This window comes from Hymenobacter jeollabukensis (genome assembly GCF_005771675.1).
GTDB classification, from domain to species: Bacteria; Bacteroidota; Bacteroidia; order Cytophagales; family Hymenobacteraceae; genus Solirubrum; species Solirubrum jeollabukense.
On record NZ_VAJM01000003.1, the window covers coordinates 427,153 to 445,569 of the forward strand.

General features: G+C 63.6%; 6 protein-coding genes and 1 tRNA gene. 4 read left to right on the forward strand and 3 right to left on the reverse strand.

Annotation, left to right across the window (positions count from 1 at the left end; genetic code table 11):
* Positions 1 to 213 precede the first annotated feature (213 nt).
* Together FDY95_RS09235 and FDY95_RS09240 are read right to left on the reverse strand one after the other, a co-directional pair.
* Positions 214 to 1,371 carry a DUF2652 domain-containing protein gene (locus FDY95_RS09235; RefSeq protein WP_138077008.1) on the reverse strand — a complete coding sequence of 386 codons (1,158 nt, stop codon included), beginning with the start codon at positions 1,369 to 1,371 and terminating at the stop codon, positions 214 to 216.
* A gap of 249 nt (positions 1,372 to 1,620) precedes the next feature.
* Complete coding sequence (locus FDY95_RS09240) at positions 1,621 to 2,451, reverse strand: TlpA family protein disulfide reductase (RefSeq protein ID WP_138077010.1); 831 nt, start codon at positions 2,449 to 2,451, stop codon at positions 1,621 to 1,623.
* 177 nt (positions 2,452 to 2,628) lie between these two features.
* On the opposite strand from FDY95_RS09240, the gene FDY95_RS09245 reads away from it, so the two are divergent.
* Positions 2,629 to 2,700 (forward strand) — tRNA-Arg (locus FDY95_RS09245).
* A gap of 164 nt (positions 2,701 to 2,864) precedes the next feature.
* Here the strand turns inward: FDY95_RS09245 and FDY95_RS09250 are convergent.
* The gene (locus FDY95_RS09250; protein WP_138077012.1) at positions 2,865 to 4,088 is read right to left on the reverse strand and encodes a Pycsar system effector family protein; all 1,224 of its coding nucleotides are present in this window, start codon (positions 4,086 to 4,088) and stop codon (positions 2,865 to 2,867) included.
* Between the two features lie 228 nt (positions 4,089 to 4,316).
* Here FDY95_RS09250 and FDY95_RS09255 point away from each other — a divergent pair, with 228 nt between their 5' ends.
* From FDY95_RS09255 to FDY95_RS09265, 3 genes are all read left to right on the forward strand, one after another.
* Positions 4,317 to 8,240 carry a metallophosphoesterase gene (locus FDY95_RS09255; protein WP_246073972.1) on the forward strand — a complete coding sequence of 1,308 codons (3,924 nt, stop codon included), beginning with the start codon at positions 4,317 to 4,319 and terminating at the stop codon, positions 8,238 to 8,240.
* Between the two features lie 828 nt (positions 8,241 to 9,068).
* Complete coding sequence (locus FDY95_RS09260; protein ID WP_171025605.1) at positions 9,069 to 16,898, forward strand: right-handed parallel beta-helix repeat-containing protein; 7,830 nt, start codon at positions 9,069 to 9,071, stop codon at positions 16,896 to 16,898.
* Positions 16,899 to 17,062: 164 nt separating this feature from the next.
* The gene (locus FDY95_RS09265) at positions 17,063 to 18,229 is read left to right on the forward strand and encodes a DUF6268 family outer membrane beta-barrel protein (RefSeq protein WP_138077016.1); all 1,167 of its coding nucleotides are present in this window, start codon (positions 17,063 to 17,065) and stop codon (positions 18,227 to 18,229) included.
* The last annotated feature ends 188 nt before the right edge of the window (positions 18,230 to 18,417 follow it).

The following is an 18,417-nucleotide window of genomic DNA, read 5'->3' on the forward strand; positions in this document are numbered from 1 at the left end:
GCCGCTACGGTATCCTCAGCCTGCAGGCAGAGCGGCAGGTCGAGGGACATCGAGTGGGTCGTTGTGCGCTACGCGGTTGGCTGCTTGCCACCTAGTTACGGGCCCTGAGCGCCCGTCCCCAGCCGCCGCGCACGAGCCCGGCCGCTGTCGTGACCGAAAACCGCTTATTGGGACAGCCAGCGCCCGCACGCCCCACCCAAGTGTGGGAATCACTCAGGCCCCGAACAGCGCCGCCAATTGTCGCACCGACTGGCCCAGCCAGCGCTGCAGGCGCTGCAGCTGGCCTTTGCGGATGAGGCGGTGGGCACTGGCTACGTGGCCGTAGCGAAATTCCATCGTAACGAGGCAGTGCTGGTCGTCGACGACTTCGAGGCGAAAGAAAAGCAAGGCGTTGGGAAACAGGCGCCAGTGAGCCACTTTTTCCACGTATTCGGTGTGGCCATCGGATTCGAGGCGCTGCACTACCTGCAGGTCGATCTGGCCCGCGTAGAGGTCCAGCTTGTAGTTGGCGCCGGGACGGTGGGCTTTCGTCACGTCGTAATGCACGGCGGTGGTGCCAGCCAGCCAGCGCGGGCGCAGGCGCAGGTTGCTCACTACGCGCAGCACCTGGCTCAAGGGGGCGGCCACGGTGCGCCGGGCCAGTACGCGGCAGGTCACCGGCAGCTTGCCCTGGTCGATTTCGGCTTGCACCAGCAGGCGCAGGGGCGTGAGGTAAGCGTAGAAGTAGCGAATGTCGCCCAGGTAATCGTAGCGGGTGGCGCTGGGCTGCAGGCGCGTCCAAGCAAAGCAGCGGGCCACTTCGGCGGGCTGCTGGGTGTTGAGGTAGCCCTCGGTGAGCAGCACGTACTCCGAGCCGACCACGTTGTTCTTGAGCAGGCGGTGGGCCACTATCACGTCGCGCCCGAGCAGTTTGCGAAACTCCCGGATATCGGCCACGCTCACCCGGCCGTAATGCCCGATGATTTTGAGCGTGAGGCCGGCCTCGTGCAGCGCCGCCGCCAATTCCGAGTTGGTGTCGCGGGCCACCAACTGCAGGTAGTTCTGAAAATCGAGGAAGATGCGGCGGCACTGCTCCACCAGCTCGGCTACCGGCGGTGGCTCGCCCAGGCGGTAAAAGAGAATAGCGTCGCCCTGAATTTCGGCCACTTCCAAATTCAGGCAGTTGGCTTCGATGAGGATTTCGAGCAGGTCGGCCACCAGGTGCGGGGCCTGCGGGTGATGGGCCTCGGCAATAAAACGCGTGAAGCCGCTGATATCGGGAATCAGCAGCAGCGCGGGCTGGGTATCGTCGGCTGCGGCGTGGCCAGGTGCCGCCGGGTGCCGCCGGCCGGCTGCGCGGCGCGCGGCGCGCAGGTCATCGAGCAGGCCCATGCGGACGAAAAAGGTTGGAGGAGTAGCAGGCCACGCCGGCTATACGCGCCCACCCGCGCGGCGGATATTTTACGAGCATTATAAGCCGGCCAATCTGAGCCAACGCCCGACGGGCCGTGCCCCGCCAGCAGCGGTTCAAGGGAAGTGGATAGTAATCGAAAAGGTGTTCGGAAGCTTTTCAGGTCGTCCGGCTTCGGCTGCGCGGACGCCAGCTGAAGCCGGACGTTCTTTGGGCTTGCTATCCATCCCCTAGCGAGGCGTGGCCGCGGCTAGCTCGGCCATGGTCGGCTCCAGGTCCTCTATGGTGTTGGTCACTTTAGCCACGCGCCCCGTGCGGTCCACCAAGATGTGGGTTGGGTACGTATCCACGCCGAGTTGCTGCTCCATGTACGGGCGCTGCTGCGGTACTACCGCGTACTGAAACGCGTGTTTTTTCAGGAAATCCGTCAGAGCCTGGGGCTGGTCGAAGGCCAGGCTGACGAAAAGCACATCCGGCCGGTTGGGGTAGCGCGCCACCAAGCGGTTGAGCTGCGGAAACTCCTGCACGCAGGCAAAGCAGCCGATAAACCAGCACTTGATTACCAGCAGCTTGCCCCGGGTGGTTTCCGGGGTATAGCGGCGGCCGTCCAGGTCGGTGAAGGCGTAAGCCGGTAGCGGCTTGCCTTCCATTTGCTCGTGCCGCAGCTCGGTGTTGGCGCTTTGCTGGATGGTTCTTACGATGTCCGGGTTGGGGCTGGTTAGGGCGTGCAGCTGGTAGTAAGGCACGCCGCTTTGGGTCAGCGTCTGAAAGGCCACGTACCGCCCCGTTGCCAGGCGCGTGAGAAACGCATGCCGCTCCAAGGGCTGCGCGGCGGTATCCAGACCTTCAAAGTGCCGGGCTAAGTGTATCTGCCGGTAATGGTAAGCGTACCAGGAATTGAAGTCGCGCAGAATAGCTGCCCGGTCCGGGTGCAGGCTCACCGGTTGCTTGTCCATCGTGTGAGAAGCGGCAGTAGCCGCAGCGGGCGAATCGGCCGCGTGGCCGCAGGAATTCAGGCCCCAAAGAATCAGACCGGACGCAATGAGCGATAAGTAATTCATGGCAGGAGTATCTAGAATGCGGTAACGGGCAAACGCGGGCAGCCGAGCCCAAAGTATTCAAACCCGTCTGTTTCGCGGCACGCGCTACCCGAACAGCCTGCCATATGCGTTGCTACCCGAAGTGCCAGTATTTGGGCCCGCCGGAGTTTCGGTGTATTTTTGCTGATACCGAAAACCGGCTGCGTAGTTCAACGGATAGAATAGGCGTTTCCTAAACGCTTGATATGGGTTCGATTCCCGTCGCGGCTACACGAAACCGCGTTTCCATGACGGAAACGCGGTTTTTTGTTTGTTATGGAGCACCCCTTCGCGCAAGGCCAAATACGGCGCAACAAACGTCCGTGCCGCATCCGGCGCGTTGCTGGGAGCACGGCGTTGTGCCCTCCAGCACGTTATCAGTCCAGAACAGGCCGTTATGCCTTATACAGCAGCACGATGCCAAAGGCCAGGGCGGTCAGAATCAGGCCGACCATGAAGATGGTGTAGCTCACGCGCAGCAGGCGGTACTTGCGCGACAACACTTCACCGAGGTAGTAAATGTCGGTTATCATGTTGTTGTAGAGCAGGTCCCGGTCGCGCATCAGCTCGTGCATGCCGTCCTGAAAGTGGTCGAGGCTAAGCTTGGTGAAGTTGCCGAAGAAGAGGATGTTGACGCGGCGGTTGGTGGCAATCTGCGGGGAGCGGCGCAGCCACTTGAAGGCCGTCACGTCGGGCTGGGCCGAGAGAATGGCGGTAACGACCGAGGCCAGCGCGGTGGCCACCAGCAAACCCATCGGAATGGCCAGCACGGGGTTTTTGGTGAAAGCCGGGCCGATGGTGGAGGTTTTGGCGCCGAGGTAGGTGATGATGACCGACAGCAATACCGTGTTCAGGCTGATCATCATGTTGGCCTTCTGGTCGGCCATCTGCGAGAGGCGCTGGTGCTGGCTGTAGGTCGAGCGGAACATGGTTTCCACCCCGCGCTTGCCTTCGGCGTAGCCCTGAGCCTCTTCCTCCTTCTTCTTCTCCTTTTTCTCCTGCTTTTTCAGCGACTTGCGCTGGTCCTTGATGTTGTCCTTGAGCTGACCTTTGTAGCGGTCCTTGCCCGCTTCGCTCAGGTACTTGTGCTGAAGCAGGAAGTCGAGCTGAAACTCGGCCCACTGGGCGTTGGTGTACACCTTGCCCTGGGTGGCTTCCCACTCGGTGCGCAGCAGCTCGGCGTCGGCCAGGCAGTCTTCGCGGCCCAGGTTGCTCATGTCGGCGTCCACCATCAGCTTGGCCAGCTCGGTGTCGCGCTTTTCGTCGCGGTGGGTGGCCCGGATGATGTCCTTGATGAGGGCAATGCGCTCGGCCGGGTAGTTTTTTTCCGTCAGCCACTGCTCCGCTATTTCCATGCTGCGGTACTCGTGGCCGTCGTACTTATCGATGTAGCCGGCGTCGTGAAACCAGGCGGCCAGCACCAGCGCCTCCTGGTCGGCCGCGTCGAGCTTGGCGGCCTGGCCCAGCGCGGCGGCTTCCTTGGCCACGGTGTTGGTGTGCTTGAAGCTGTGGTAGACCAGCTGGCGCGGCATTTTTTCCTCGAACAGCTGCTCGATGTAGGCTTTGGCTTGCTTGATGATTTCGGCCTTGGCCGGTTTCAGGGTCGGGGTCGGTTCCATTGAGAGAGGGGCGCAGGGCGGCGGCAGCGCCGCGCCAACGGCATTTCAACGCAAGTACGCCCGTCAGGTTTGGCCGCCCCGCGCCAACCCCGTTACCCGGCGGTGCGTATCGGCGCCCAACGCCAGGCGGCCGGCCTGCGTATCGGGCAGTGACGCGCCCGCCGCCCGTGGTGGCCCGGCCCGCCGAGCCGCTCCTGTACCCGCACCTTCTCTCTCCAATCCTCGCTTATGAGCCGACTTCTCCTGACTAGCTTCCTGATGCTGGTCGGCAGCCTGGGGCCGTGGTTTTCGGCCCACGCCCAAGGCACCAAAACCCAGACCGCCCACCCCGAACGCCCGAATTACCGCGGCATCGGCAAGGACTGGGAAAAAACCACTCCGCCCGACAGCTCCAAGCTCACCTACACCGTGTTCATGATCGGCGACGTGGGCAAGCCCGCTCTGCCCGAAGCCGGCGGCGAGCCGTCGCTCAACTTTCTGCGCCGGCAGATCATGAAAGAAGGCGAGCGGAGCACCACCATCTACCTCGGCGACAACATCTACGAGTACGGCCTGCCGCCCACCGGCGCCCTCGACCGCAAGGTGTCGGAGCAGCGCCTGATCGAGCAGATCAACGTGCTGCGCAACTACAAGGGCGAGAAGTACATGATTCCGGGCAACCACGACTGGAAACAGGGCCAGAAAGGCTCGCTCGACCAGGTTATCCGGGCCCAGAACTTCATCGAGGATTACATGAACAAGGACTCGGCCGCCTTCACGCGCACCGGGGCCTTCTACGTGCCGGCCAACGGCTGCCCCGGGCCCTACGAAATCCTGGTGCAGGATAACCTGGCCATCATTGCCATCAACTCGCAGTGGTTTCTGCAGACCTCGGAGCGTCCCTACGGCGCCAACAGCGGCTGCGGCGTGGCCAACGAGGCCGACTTCTTCACCCAGCTGGAGGATTTGATGGCCAAGCACCGCAACAAGAACGTGGTGGTCATTGCCCACCACCCCATCTTCTCCGACGGCATCCACGGCGGCTACTTCACCCTGGCCGACCACCTGTTTCCGCTGAGCATCGTCTACAAGTACGCCTTCATCCCGTTCCCGATTATCGGCTCGGTGTACCCGTTTGCGCGCAAGTACGGCGGCATCTCGCAGGACATTCCGCACCCCTTGTACCAGCAGTACAAGAAGGGGTTGATGGACATTTTTGCCAAGTACCCGAACACCATTTACGCCGCCGGGCACGAGCACAACCTGCAGTACTTCAAGGTCGGCGACCTGCACCAGATCGTGTCGGGCTCGGGCTGCAAAACCCAGCACGTGCGCACCGGCCGCGACGGCGACGCCCTTTTCTCTGACAAAGAGAAAGGCTGGGCCCGCGTGAACTACTACAACAACGGCGAGGTGTGGCTGGAATACTGGATTCCGAACGACCGCGGCGAGTCGGGCCGCATCGTGTACCGCCAGGCGCTGTATGCCAAGCAGGCCATTGCCGGCGACGCCCCCACCGGCCCCGACCCGTTCAACGTCGACATCAAGGGCCGGCCCAACTACAAGGACTCGACGGTGACCGTGGCCGTGAACCCGCGCTACGCCGAGCGCAGCGGCTTCCACCAGGCCCTGTTCGGCAAGCACTACCGCGCCGAGTGGGCCACGCCGGTGAAGTTTCCGGTGCTTGACCTGGCCACGGAGAAGGGCGGCCTCGAAGCCTACCGCATCGGCGGGGGTAAGCAGACGGCCTCGCTGAAAGTGCGCAACGAGGAGGGCCGCAACTACACCATCCGCGGGCTCGACAAGGACCCCTCGGCCGTGCTGCCGGAGGCCCTGCGCGAATCGGCCGCCAAGGACATTCTGCAGGACCAGATTTCGGCCCAGCACCCCTACGGCTCCATCGTGCTGCCGCCGCTGGCTGCCCGTGCCGGCATTCTGCACACCAACCCCGAGCTGCGCTACATCCCCCGCGACCCGCTGCTGGGCCAGTACCTGGCCCGCTTCCAGGACACGCCCGCCGCGCTGGAGGAAGACGCCAAGGACGACCAGAGCAACGTGGCCTCGCTGAACTTCGCCACCAACCTGGTGGGCACTGATAAGGTGCTGGAGCGCATGCGCCAGGACAACGACAACCACATCAAGGGCAAAGCCTTCGTCCGCTCGCGCCTGTTCGATATGTGGATCGGCGACTGGGACCGGCACGAGGACCAGTGGCGCTGGGCCGAAAGCAAGAACGAGGACGGGGACCGGACCTTCACGGCCGTGCCCGAAGACCGCGATATTGCCTTCTTCAAGGGCGACGGGTTCTTCCCCTGGCTGGCTCGCCGCAAGTGGGCCGTGCGCAACTTCCAGGACTTCGGCGAAGACTACGCCGACTGGAAAGGCCTGAACCTCACGGCGCTCAGCAATGACCGCGTGTTCCTGGGCGAGATGTCGCGCAAGGACTGGGTGGAAACCGCCGAGGATATGAAGCGCCGCCTCACCGACGCGGCCATCGACTCGGCCCTGCGCACGCGCTGGCCCGAGCAAATCTACAAGCTGCACGGCCCCGAAATAGCCGCCAAGCTCAAGAGCCGCCGCGACCTGCTGCCCCAGCTGGCCGAGGACTACTTCCGCCTGCTCAGCGAAAAAGTGGAGGTGAAGGGCAGCGAGAAGCAGGAGCGGTTCGTAGTGGAGCGCCTGCCCGACAACAAAACCCGCGTGCTGGTGAAGAAGGTCAACAAGGAGGGCAAGACCACCAAAACCCTCTGGGACCAGACCTACAACGGCGAGGTAACCGACGAAATCCGCCTCTACGGCTTCGCCGGCAACGACTCCTACCGCGTGCGGGGCAACGAGCCCAGCAGCATCCGCCTGCGCATCATCGGCGGCATCGACCGCGACACCATCGTCGACGAATCGACCAAAGGCGGCTCCTTCCTGCGGCCCCATTCGGTGCAGGTGTACGACGCCGACTCGGGCAACGTCATCGTGCCGGGCAAGGAAACGCGCCTGCGCCTGGCGCCGGGCACCGAAGTGAGCCAGTACGACTACCCCACGCGCACCAACAAGCGCGACTACAAGCTGCCCTACTTCGGCCCGGCCGTGTACTTCGGCTACAACGTCGACGACGGCGTGTTCGTGGGCGGCGGCGGCACGCTGCGCACCTACGGCTTCCGCCGCGAGCCGTTTGCCACCGAGCAGACGCTGGTGGCCAACTACGCCCCCTCGCGCCAGGCCTACAACGTGCGCTACACCGGCGTCTTCACCGACGTGCTCGGCAAGTACGACCTGCGCGTCAGCTCGCAGCTCTACGGCCCGCAGCTGCTCTACAACTACTTCGGCGAAGGCAACGACACCCGCAACGTAGCCCAGGGCGAAGGCAGCGGCAACCCGCTCGGCAACCGCGCCATCAACGACACCTACCGCATCCGCTTCTCGCGCTTCAACTTCTCGCCCACGCTGGAAACCGACGTGTTCAGCTTCCTGAAGTTCGGCATCGGGCCGCAGTACGACCAGTGGCGCATCGACCGCGCCCAGATCGGCCGCGAAATCCAGTCCGGCATCGACAACGGCTTTACCGGCGCCGCCGCCGGCATCCGCGAGTCCGATTTCGGGATGAACCGCTACCTCGGCGGCAAGGCCTACCTCAACCTCGACGCCAGCTCTTCGCCCATCAACCCGCGCATCGGCCTGCGCTGGTACAACTCGGCCGAATACAACAGCCAGCTCAACGGCGAAAAGCTGAAGTACGGCCGTCTGGCCTCGGAAGTACGCTTCTACGTGTCGCCGAACTTCCCCTTCCAGCTCACCTGGGCCGGCCGCATTGGGGCCGCCCGCAACCTGGGCGACTACCGCTTCTACCAGGCCAACACCCTGGGCGGCACCACCAACCTGCGCGGCTACCGCCGCACCCGCTACGCCGGCCGCAGCATGACCTACGCCAACGCCGAGGTGCGCCTACAGCTGTTTACCTTCAACGCCTACCTGGTGCCCGGCAAGTTCGGCATCATGGGCCTGGCCGACGCCGGCCGGGTATACAGCCGCTACGACATCGAGAAGGGCCTCGACGCCTACCACACCGGCTTCGGCGGCGGTATCTGGATCGACGTGCTGAAGCAGGCCGTCATCAACGCCACGTACTCGGCCGGGGAGGAGCGACTGGTCAATATCGGCTTCGACTTCCTGTTCTAACAACTCCTTGCTTTTCAGTAGCAAAAGCCGCGGCCACTAGGGTCGCGGCTTTTGTTTTTAACCGTGATTGGACAGAAGCAACCGAAGCGCAGGTTCGACTCAAGAAATCGAAACGGACTCTCTATGCTGGCTACCTCTCCTTCGTGAGAAAGGAAGGTCCCACATCGGGATTAATGGCATTTTTGATATAATAAATATTATATTTTAATTTTTAAAATCTGCGTGTGAATTGCTTTCGTACATCACCGATTAACAGCTAAGTAATTGTATTATTCTATGTTAAATTGCGGTATTACTTGCTGAAAAACCGCTTGTTAGCTAATTTTGGGCCCTTGCCACAGGAGCTTGCTCAAGCTTGGACTGATGCGGAACCGGTGACGAAATTCGGAAGCTTGGACGATATGAGAAAATTCCCATTATGGGTAAGGTGCCTTAAAGGCTCGACTGTTCAGCGAGAAGAAGCTCTCCTCCGGCCAGTAAAATCCGCCGTTTGTCGAGAAGGGCTGTGCCTGTGGCAGGGTGCCCGGTAGTTTTGCTGGCTCCGAAGCCGCGCCTGCGGTACAGCGTTGATTTTCCATCCACTCAAATACTTACCCAATGCGAACAGCCTTACGATTTACAGTCGGATTGCTGATCTGGTTAGGGAGCACCGCAACAGCGGTGACAGCCCAAACCCGACCTCAACCGGTCTCTGCCCGCAGCGGAGACCTTGACCCGCGCACCAGCCGAGTCAGCAACACCCTACCCAGGGTGTCTACTGTACCGGTGGCAGAAGCGGTTACTCCCAAAGGCACTGGCGCCCGGCCAACGGCACTGATTGCCAATGACGTGGCCGTAACCATTGCCAGCGACGCCGGCCTGACGGAAATTTCGCCGTTGAACTATTCCACCACTGGCGGTACAGGTGCTCCTAACCGGTTTACCTTCAACTCAATACCCAACGCCACAACGCAGGGGCGCCTGCGGGGCTACAGCGCCGACGCTTCTACGTTCGTCAATATCGTGGCGGGCACGGAGTATTTGCTGGCCGACTACCCCCGTTTGGCCTTCACGCCAATAGCCACGTACAACGGCGTCATCTCGCTGACTTATAGCGTACGGCGGCAAGGGGCCGGGGCTGCTACTTCCGGCAACGCCGACTACGTCATCAACGTGACGCCTTCGCCCAATGATCTGACGGCCCTGATTATCCCGGCTTCGTACGGGATTACGGCCCTGTCGGAGGCTTTGTCGTCTACGCCTACTGCCCAGAGCTTCATCATCAAGACGCTGCCGGACGCAGCAAGCGGCACGCTGTATGTGACGCGCAACGCTGCCGGAGCGGTGATTACCCCTGCCGCGGTCAGCGCCAACCAGCCGCTGACGCCGCTGCAGGCGGCCAATCTGGCATTTGACCCGGCTGCCAACTACTTCGGGTCGGCACGCTTTACGTATTCGGCCGTCAATAACGGCGCCGAATCAGCCCCGGCGGGCTATGCCATTCCCGTCAGCAAATCCGCTTGTGGCCAGGCCAACGCCCTCAACTTCGCTACTCGCCCCACCAGCCCGGCCGAAAACTGGGCGGTCAACGGCAAAACCGTGACCGTGGACGGCGTGACCATCACGACCGGTGACTACACCACCACCACTGTCAACGGCTCGACTTCGGGCCTGAGCGTGCAGGCCGGGAGCAACGCCCCCGGTACGGCTTTGATCTGGGAAGCTGACTACGGCGCCAACACGACCGCAACGCAAATCGTTACGTTCAACTTCAGCCGTCCGCTGAAGAATTTCTCGTTGACCGTATCGGACATCGACCAGCTGGTGGGCGGCCAAACCAACACGGGCTGGACCGATGAACTGCAGGTAGACGGGTACGCGGGCGCTTCGGGCGGCGCGGCTTACACCCTGACGAGTGCGGACGTTTCGCTGAGTTCGAACGGCAGCAACACGCTACTGAGTGGCAACCGCATTCGTGGCCAGAACGACTTCAACAACTTCGGCGTCAACGGCAACGTGGTCGTCACCTTCCCGATACTGATTCAGCGCATAACGCTGCGCTACCGCAACCTGCAGACGACCCCGGCCGACCCGGGCGGGCAGTTCGTCGGCATTCACTCGTTCTCGTGGTGCTCCCAGGCAGATCTGTTTACGAGCGCGGCGCAACTGACGTCGCCGGTAAACGCCGGGCAGCAGGGGCAGTTCAACGTGAGCTTCGGCAGCGTCAGCGGCCTGGACGTGGCCAACAACGTGGTGCGTACCGTGCAGCTGCCCGCCGGGCTGACGAACGTGGTGCTGACCGACAATGGCACCGTGGTGGCTAACGCTTACGACGCGGGCACGGGCCTGGTGACGTATCCGGTGCTGGCGACTTTTGCCAGCGGCACTACGCGCAACTCCACCATCACCTTTACGGCGCCGCCTACGGGGCCGGTTCTGGCTACCTCGACCATCAGCTCCGATGCGGATGAAAACGGCGCCACGGGCAACAACACTTCGGTCGCCAGCATTGGGGTGAATCCGTTCATCATCAGCGGTACCGTCTTCGAAGACGTGAACTTTGGCGGCGGCGTTGGCCGCAACTACTCGACGGCCAACACCTCGGCAACGAACTCCGGCTTTGCCAGCAACGCCATCCAACGCGCGGGTGCCACGGTAGAGCTCTACAACAGCTCCGGCACTCTGGTGGGTACCACCACGACCAACAGCACCGGGGTGTACAGCTTCAATGCCCCGGCGGCCGGTGATTACCGGGTGCGCGTGGTTAACTCTACCGTGACTTCGCTGCGCACGGGCTATACCAGTGCATTGCTGCCGGTGCAGACGTTTGTATTCGGCAACGTGAACCGCGTAGGCGGTGAAGCTCCCGAAAAGCAGGATGCTGCCGCCAACAACGGCTCGCAGACGCTGGCTTCGCTGACGGCCGGTACGGCGACGCCGCAGTCGCTGGTGACCATTACGGCCAGCACTTCGGGCGTGACCGGCGTGGACTTCGGCTTCAACTTCGACGTCATCACCAACACCAACGACGCGGGCCAAGGCTCGCTGCGCCAGTTCCTGCTCAACAGCAATGCTCTGGCTAACACCAACCTATCGCAGACGGGCCTGACGGCCGGGCTGGAGACGAGCATCTTCATGATTCCGGACGGCGTGGCCCACAACGGCCTGCGCAGTGGCTTGGTGAACCAGCTGACCAACGGCGCGGCTACCATCACCCTGGCCTCGGCACTGCCCAACATCACCGGCGCCAGCACCTCGCTGAACGGCTCGACGCAGACCACCAACGTGGGCGACTCCAACGCCGCCGTAACGACGGCCGGCAGCGAATCGACCGGCCCGGAGGTGATTGTGAACTTCGGCGGCACCGACGGCTTTGCTACCACGGCCGCCAACACGCGCGTGATTGGCATGGGCTTCACCAACGCCAACAACGGCGCTGGCTCGGGCTCGGCCGCCCTGCGTGTGGATGCTGGCGCTACCGCAGCCATCATCCAGAACAACACCTTCTACAGCAACGGGGCCAACTTCCGCCTCAACAACGTGGGCGGCGCAACGGTGAGCGGCAACATCTCGCGCAATGCGTTGTCGAACAACTCGGATGGTATTGAAATGACGGCTTCGTCGAACAACACCATCACCAACAACCAGTTCCTGAACAACGCGGGCTACGGCATCGACTTCATCAGCGGTGTGAGCAATGGCAACACCATTACGGGCAACGTGTTCAGCGGCAACGGCCAGAACAGCAGCAACGGCCAGACGGCCGGCATCGGCCTGCGCGACGGCAGCTCGAACAACACCATCACGGGCAACACCTTCACGGCCAACGTGGGCGACGGTATTTCGGCCCGCGACGGGAGCAATAACATCTTCTCGCAGAACAGCTTCTCGGCCAACGGCAACCTGGGTATCGACCTGACCACGGGCGCCACTTTCGACGGCGACGGCGTGACGCTGAACGACTCGGGCGACGCGGACGCCAACACCGGCCAGGCCAACGGTCTGATCAACTTCCCGGTTATCACCTCGTCGACCATCCGCAACGGCAACCTGATCGTGCAGGGCTTTGCCCGCCCGGGCGTGACGGTGGAACTGTACGTGGCGGACCCGGATGGCACCGGCTTCGGCGAAGGCCAGACCTTCTTCAACACCTTCGTGGAAGGCTCGGCGGCGGACACCAACCCGGGCACGGGCACCTACTCGGGCCTGATCAACGGCCGCGACCAGGGCACCGACAACACCAACCGCTTCACGGTGACCATCGCGCTGTCGTCGCTAACGGCGGCCCAGCGCACGGCCCTGACGGCCGCCGGCGCCCAGCTGACGGCCCTGGCTACGCTGACCACGAACACCGCTGGCAACTACGGCACGTCGGAATTCTCGGGTGATTCGCCGGTGCTCAACGCCCCGGTAGCCATCAACGACGCGGGTACCACGACTCCCGGCACGGCCGTCACGCTGACCGTGACGACCAACGACCAGAACAACATCGACCCGGCCACGGTGGCCCTGAACGGCCTGGCGGCCGGCAGCACCACGGCGGTAAGCGTAACGGGCGGCACCTTCCAGTTCCTGAGCAACGGTCAGGTCCAGTTCACGCCGACGGCGGGTTTCACCGGCATCGCCACGGTGCCGTACACGGTGAACAACACTTCGGGCATTACGTCGAACACCGCTTTCATCACGGTGAACGTGCGTAACCCCAGCATCGACCTCTCGACCACGATTACGTCCCCGGCCAACAACACGGCCATCAACGGCGGGACGGCCCTGACGTACGTGGTGGTGGCTACCAACGGCACCGCCACGGCGGCCAGCACGGTGGTAGAAACCCTGCAGCTGCCGGCCGGTCTGACGACCAACGGCGGCACCGTGACCATCACGGGCGGGCAGAACTTCGCTTCGGCCAGCTACAACAACGCTACCGGCCTGGTGACCATTCCGGTGGGCACGCTGGCGGCTAGCGCCTCGCAGACCTACAACGTGGCCGTATCGGCCATGCCCGGCACCGGCCCGGTAACGGCTACGGCCAACATCAGCGGCGCCGTGACGGAAACCAACACGGCCAACAACACGGTGGCCACGACGGTGACCATCAACCCGCGCTACGACGTGGCCACGACCATCACGGGCCCGGCTACGGGCGTGGTGCGCGGCAACGAAATCACCTACACCGTGACGACCAGCAACCTGAGCACCACCGCGGGCTCGGTGTCGCCGGCCCCGAACGTGGTGCAGGTGGTGCAGCTGCCGACCGGCCTGACGGGCGTATTTGCCTCGAACGGCGGTACCTACAACTCGGCCGACGGCAAGGTGACCTTCCCGGCCATTGGCTCGCTGCCGGTGGGTCAGACGGTGGTCAACAGCATCAGCTTCGCGGCTCCGGCCGCCAACTTCACCGTGCCCTCGGCCACGGTGACGGCCGGCGCCAGCAGCGACAACGCCGGTGACCTGAACTCCCCCTCGGCGGGGACCAACAACAACACGGCGTACCTGAACAACCTGGCCAGCAACGCCACGGTGGCTACCGTAGCCCCGAGTGCCTCGCAGGTGAACGTGTACACCAACATCAGCAGCTCGGCCACCAACGTGGCCCCGAATGCCTCGGTGACGCTGACGGTAACGGCCAACAATGCCGGCCCGGCCACGGCCACTGCGGTAACGGAAACCCTGCAACTGCCGGCCGGCCTGACGGGCGTGACGGTGAGCAACAGCGGTAACTACAACTCCACCACCGGCCTAGTGACCTTCACCTCGTTCGGCGACTTGGCTCCGGCCGGCAGCGCCTCGGCCACGGTGACGTTCAACGCCCCGGCCCAAGGCTTCGTGCTGGCTTCGGCTACGGTGATGACGACGGCTACCGACCTGGTGCCGGCCGATAACCTGGCCCAGATCAAAGTGGAAGTGGCTCCGGTAGCCAACGTGGCTACCACGCTGGCGGGCCCGACCACCGTAGTACCCGGTCAGACGGCCACCTACACGGTGACAACCAGCAGCCTCGGTGAGGCGGCGGCCGTTGGCGTGGTGCAGACGGTAAGCCTGCCGGCCGGCCTGACGGGCGTGACGGTGAGCGGCGGCGGTGGCTACAACAGCACCACCGGCGTGGTAACCTTCACCTTCGCTGGCGCGATGAGCAAGGGCACGACGCAAACCAACTCCATCAGCTTCACCGTGCCCTCGGGCGCTACGAACTACTCGGCCGTAGCCAACGTGAACACCACAACGCCGGAAACGGTGCTGACCAACAACGCGGCCACGGTGGCCACGACGGTGCAGCAGACGGCCGACCTGGTAGAGCGCGTGAGCGGTCCGAGCACGGCTGGTGCCGGTAGCGCGGTGACGTATACCACGACGACGACCAACAACGGCCCCTCGGTGGCTACTTCGGTGGTGCCCACGCTACAACTGCCCGCCGGTCTTGGCACGGTGGTGGTGCCGGGCGGTAGCTACAACAACACCAGCGGCTTGGTGACCTTCGGCACGGTATCGGCCCTGGTCAACGGCGCCAGCGTGACCAACACGGCCACGTTCATCATGCCCGACGCGAGCAGCGTCAACGGCTTGGCGCAAGCCAGCGCGGCCTCGGCCGAAGCCAACTTCGACAACAACTTCGCCTCGGTGGCAACCACGGGAGCCACGCCGGGCACCGGCACGGCCAACCTGGGCGCTACCATTGCCGCTTCGACGACGCAGACCAGCCCCAACGGGCAGGTAACCATTGCCACCAACTTCACCAACGCGGCGGGCTCGGACCCGGCGGCCAACGTAGCGCTGGCGCTGCAACTGCCGGCTGGCCTGGGTACCGTTGCGGTAAGCGGCGGCACGGGTGGCAGCTACAACAACACGACCGGTTTGGTGACCTGGAACAGCCCTGGCACCCTCAACGGCAACGCAACGTTGAGCGGTTACCAGGTGGTGTTCAACGCCCCGTCCAACCTGAGCTCGTTCACGGCTACGTCGTTCATTTCCTCGCCGACGACGCCGGAAAGCAACCTGGCTAACAACGCCACCAGCCTGACCGTCACGGTTGCACCTTCGGCCGACGTCGCCACGGACATCAGCGGCCCGACGACCACGCAGCCCGGCGCCACGGTAACCTATGCCGTGACGACCCTGAACAACGGTGTGTCGGCCGCTTCGTCGACGCAGACGGTGCGCATCCCCGATACGGCCACCAACATCGTGGTGCCGAGCGGCAGCACGCAGTCGGCCGCTGCGGGCGGGTTCATCACCATCACCTTCCCGGCCATCAGCAATCAGCCGGCTGGTGCGGTGGGTCAGGTGACCAACTACGTGTCGTTTACGGCTCCGAGCGCGGCTTACACGGTGTCGGCCGCCCTCACGCCCGGCACGACCGATGGCGACAATGCCGGCAACAACACGGCCAGCATCAGCACGTCGATCAACCGCGCGCCGGTGGCTTACAACGTGGTGAATGCCCTGCAGACGCCCGAGGCCAACACGGCCGCAGCACTGCTCATCTCGCCGCTGGTGGCGACCGATGCCGACGGCAACACGCTGACCTACACCATCACGGCAGTGCCGAGCAGCTCGGTGGGGCAGCTCTTCATCGGCAGCTCGACCACGGCCCTGGCGGCCAACGCGACGGTGACGGCGGCGCAGATCAGTACCCTGCGCTTCGACCCAGCCGCCAATTTCATCGGCAATGCCTTCTTCTCGTACACGGCTACCGATAACGCGACGACTCCGGCTACCTCGAACACGGCTATCTACACCATCGCCGTGGGCCAAGACGTCAACTCGGCGTACGCCAGCGCCCCGAACCGCGGGGGCTCGGCCAGCAACTACTCCAACGGGGACCTGATTGGCTACCTGTTCGACGCCAACGCGGCCCGCTACGCCAGCACCGGCACGTTCTACAACACGGCCGTGGCCAACGGCACGCTGATTTCGGGCGCCAACACCGGCGTTACGTCGACGACGACCGACGCCGCCGGCACCAACCAGCTTAACACGCTGGGCCTGGCGCTGAACGCCGCTACGGGCGAAATCCGGGTGACGAACCGCTTGCTGCTGCGCGGTGGTAGCTACACCATCAACGTGACGACGGTGGACGCCAACGGCGGCACCAACACGCAGACGGTGACCTTCAACATCGGCTTCGGCCCGCTGCCCGTCACGCTGGTCGAATTTACGGCCAAGGCCCAGGGCGACGCCGCCCTGCTGAACTGGAAAACGGCGCAAGAGAAGGACAACGACCACTTCGATGTGGAGCGCTCCATCGACGGCCTGCACTTCGAGAAGGTAGGCGAGGTGGCCGGCCACGGCAATAGCACGACGCCGCAGCCGTACAGCTTCACCGACGCGGGCGCCTCGCGCCTGGCCGGCACGGTGTACTACCGTCTGCAGCAAGTGGACACCGACGGCACGACCACGGCTTCGGAAGCCAAGGTGGTGAGCTTCGGCAAGACGGCCGGCCTAGAGCTGACGCTGTTCCCGAACCCGGCTTCGGAAACGCTGAACATCCGCCTCGCCGGTGCCGCCGGTACCAGCCAGGTGACGGTGTACAGCACGACCGGTGCGCTGGTGCTGCAAGGCAAACTGGCGGGCGCGCTCAGCACGGCATTCGACGTGCGGGCACTGCCGGCCGGAACGTACCTAGTGAAGGTGCTGGCTGCCAACGGCCAGTCCCGGATCAGCCGCTTCGTGAAATACTAGGGTGGATGGAACCCACGAACGGCAAAGGCCGCTGCTCCGAAAGGGGCAGCGGCCTTTCTTTTTCCCCTGATATTCATCAGCCCGGCCGATGTAGCCTTTTTGGCGCGTTTGCGTTTAGACCAGCACCGCTCCCGGTTCTCTCACCATTTTGCCGCACTCGCCCCATGAATACTACTACTACGCTGCTCACCTGGCGCCTCGGCCTCGGTTTGAGCTTTTCCCTGTTGGTGCTGGGCTTCCCGGCCGCACAGGCCCAGGATCAGCCCCCGCGCAAAGGCGGTGAGCCGGTGCGTACGCCGGTGTACCCACCGCCCGCCCCGCTGGCCAGCGACACCACCCGCACCGATCAGGTGGGCCAGAGCCAGGAATTTGCCGTGCCCTCGGTGCTGGGCAGCGGCCCGAGCAAGGGCGTAGTGGCTCACTACGAACGGCTCGGCAACTTCTCCATTAACTCCAAGCTGCGCGACCGGAACCCCGAAGGCCAGGCCTCGACCACCGTCACCAAGAATGCCCGGGCATACATCAAGGCTTACGCTCCGCTGATCAACCACCCGCACCTGAAGATGATTCTCGGCCTGAACTACGACCGGGAAGAGTTTAACTTCAAGAGCCCGGAGGGCAGCACGTTCTACCGCAACCTTGAAGAAAAGGGGCTGAAGGTCATCGGGGCGCAGCTGGCCGTCATCCGGCCCGTCGATGAGGTGCACTGGTACATTGCCCGCATCAAGGGCGAGCTGAACGGCGACTATACTTCCAGTGAGCTGGACGTGCCCGACTACCTGAAGATGTCGGGGGAATTTATCTACGGCTGGAAACGCTCCCCCAACTTCGCCTGGGGTATCGGCGGGCAGCTGGGCTACACGTTCGGGCGGCAGAGCATCTACCCGGTTATTCTCTACAACCGCACATTCAATCCACGCTGGGGCGTCGAAGCGCTGTTTCCGGCCCGCGTGTCGTTTCGCTACAACGCCACCCGCAGCACCCTCTTCTTCGCCGGCTACACCGTCGACGGCTACAACTACAACATCAAGCTGCGCGAACCGCTGCAGAACGGCCAGCAGACCCTCATCCTGCGCGAAACCGAGCTGAAGCCGCGCGTGCGCCTGGAGCGGGAGATTTACGACTTCCTCTGGTTCGGGCTGGAAGCGGGCTACCGCTACAACGTCTCCTTCAACGCCCTCGACGAGGCCAATAACAAAGGCCTCGGCCTGCTGCGCAAGAGCCCGCGCCCGCTGCTGCTCGACAACACCTTGGGCGGCGCCCCCTACGCCGCCTTCGAGCTGTTCCTGGTGCCCCCGCGCAAGTTCCTGAACAAAACCGCCAGCAAGTAGGCCGACGGTTCACCCCGTAGTCATTGCGAGCGAAGCGCGGCAACCGCAGGAAGGCGTAGCCAATCTTTCCTCCAGTAGCACCGCCGCCAAAACTGGCAGAACCCGAAAACAGCCCCGCCCGAAACTGCAGATGCAGGTTTCGGGCGGGGCTTGTGTTAGCGGCGGCACGTTGTACAGGACCGATTGGC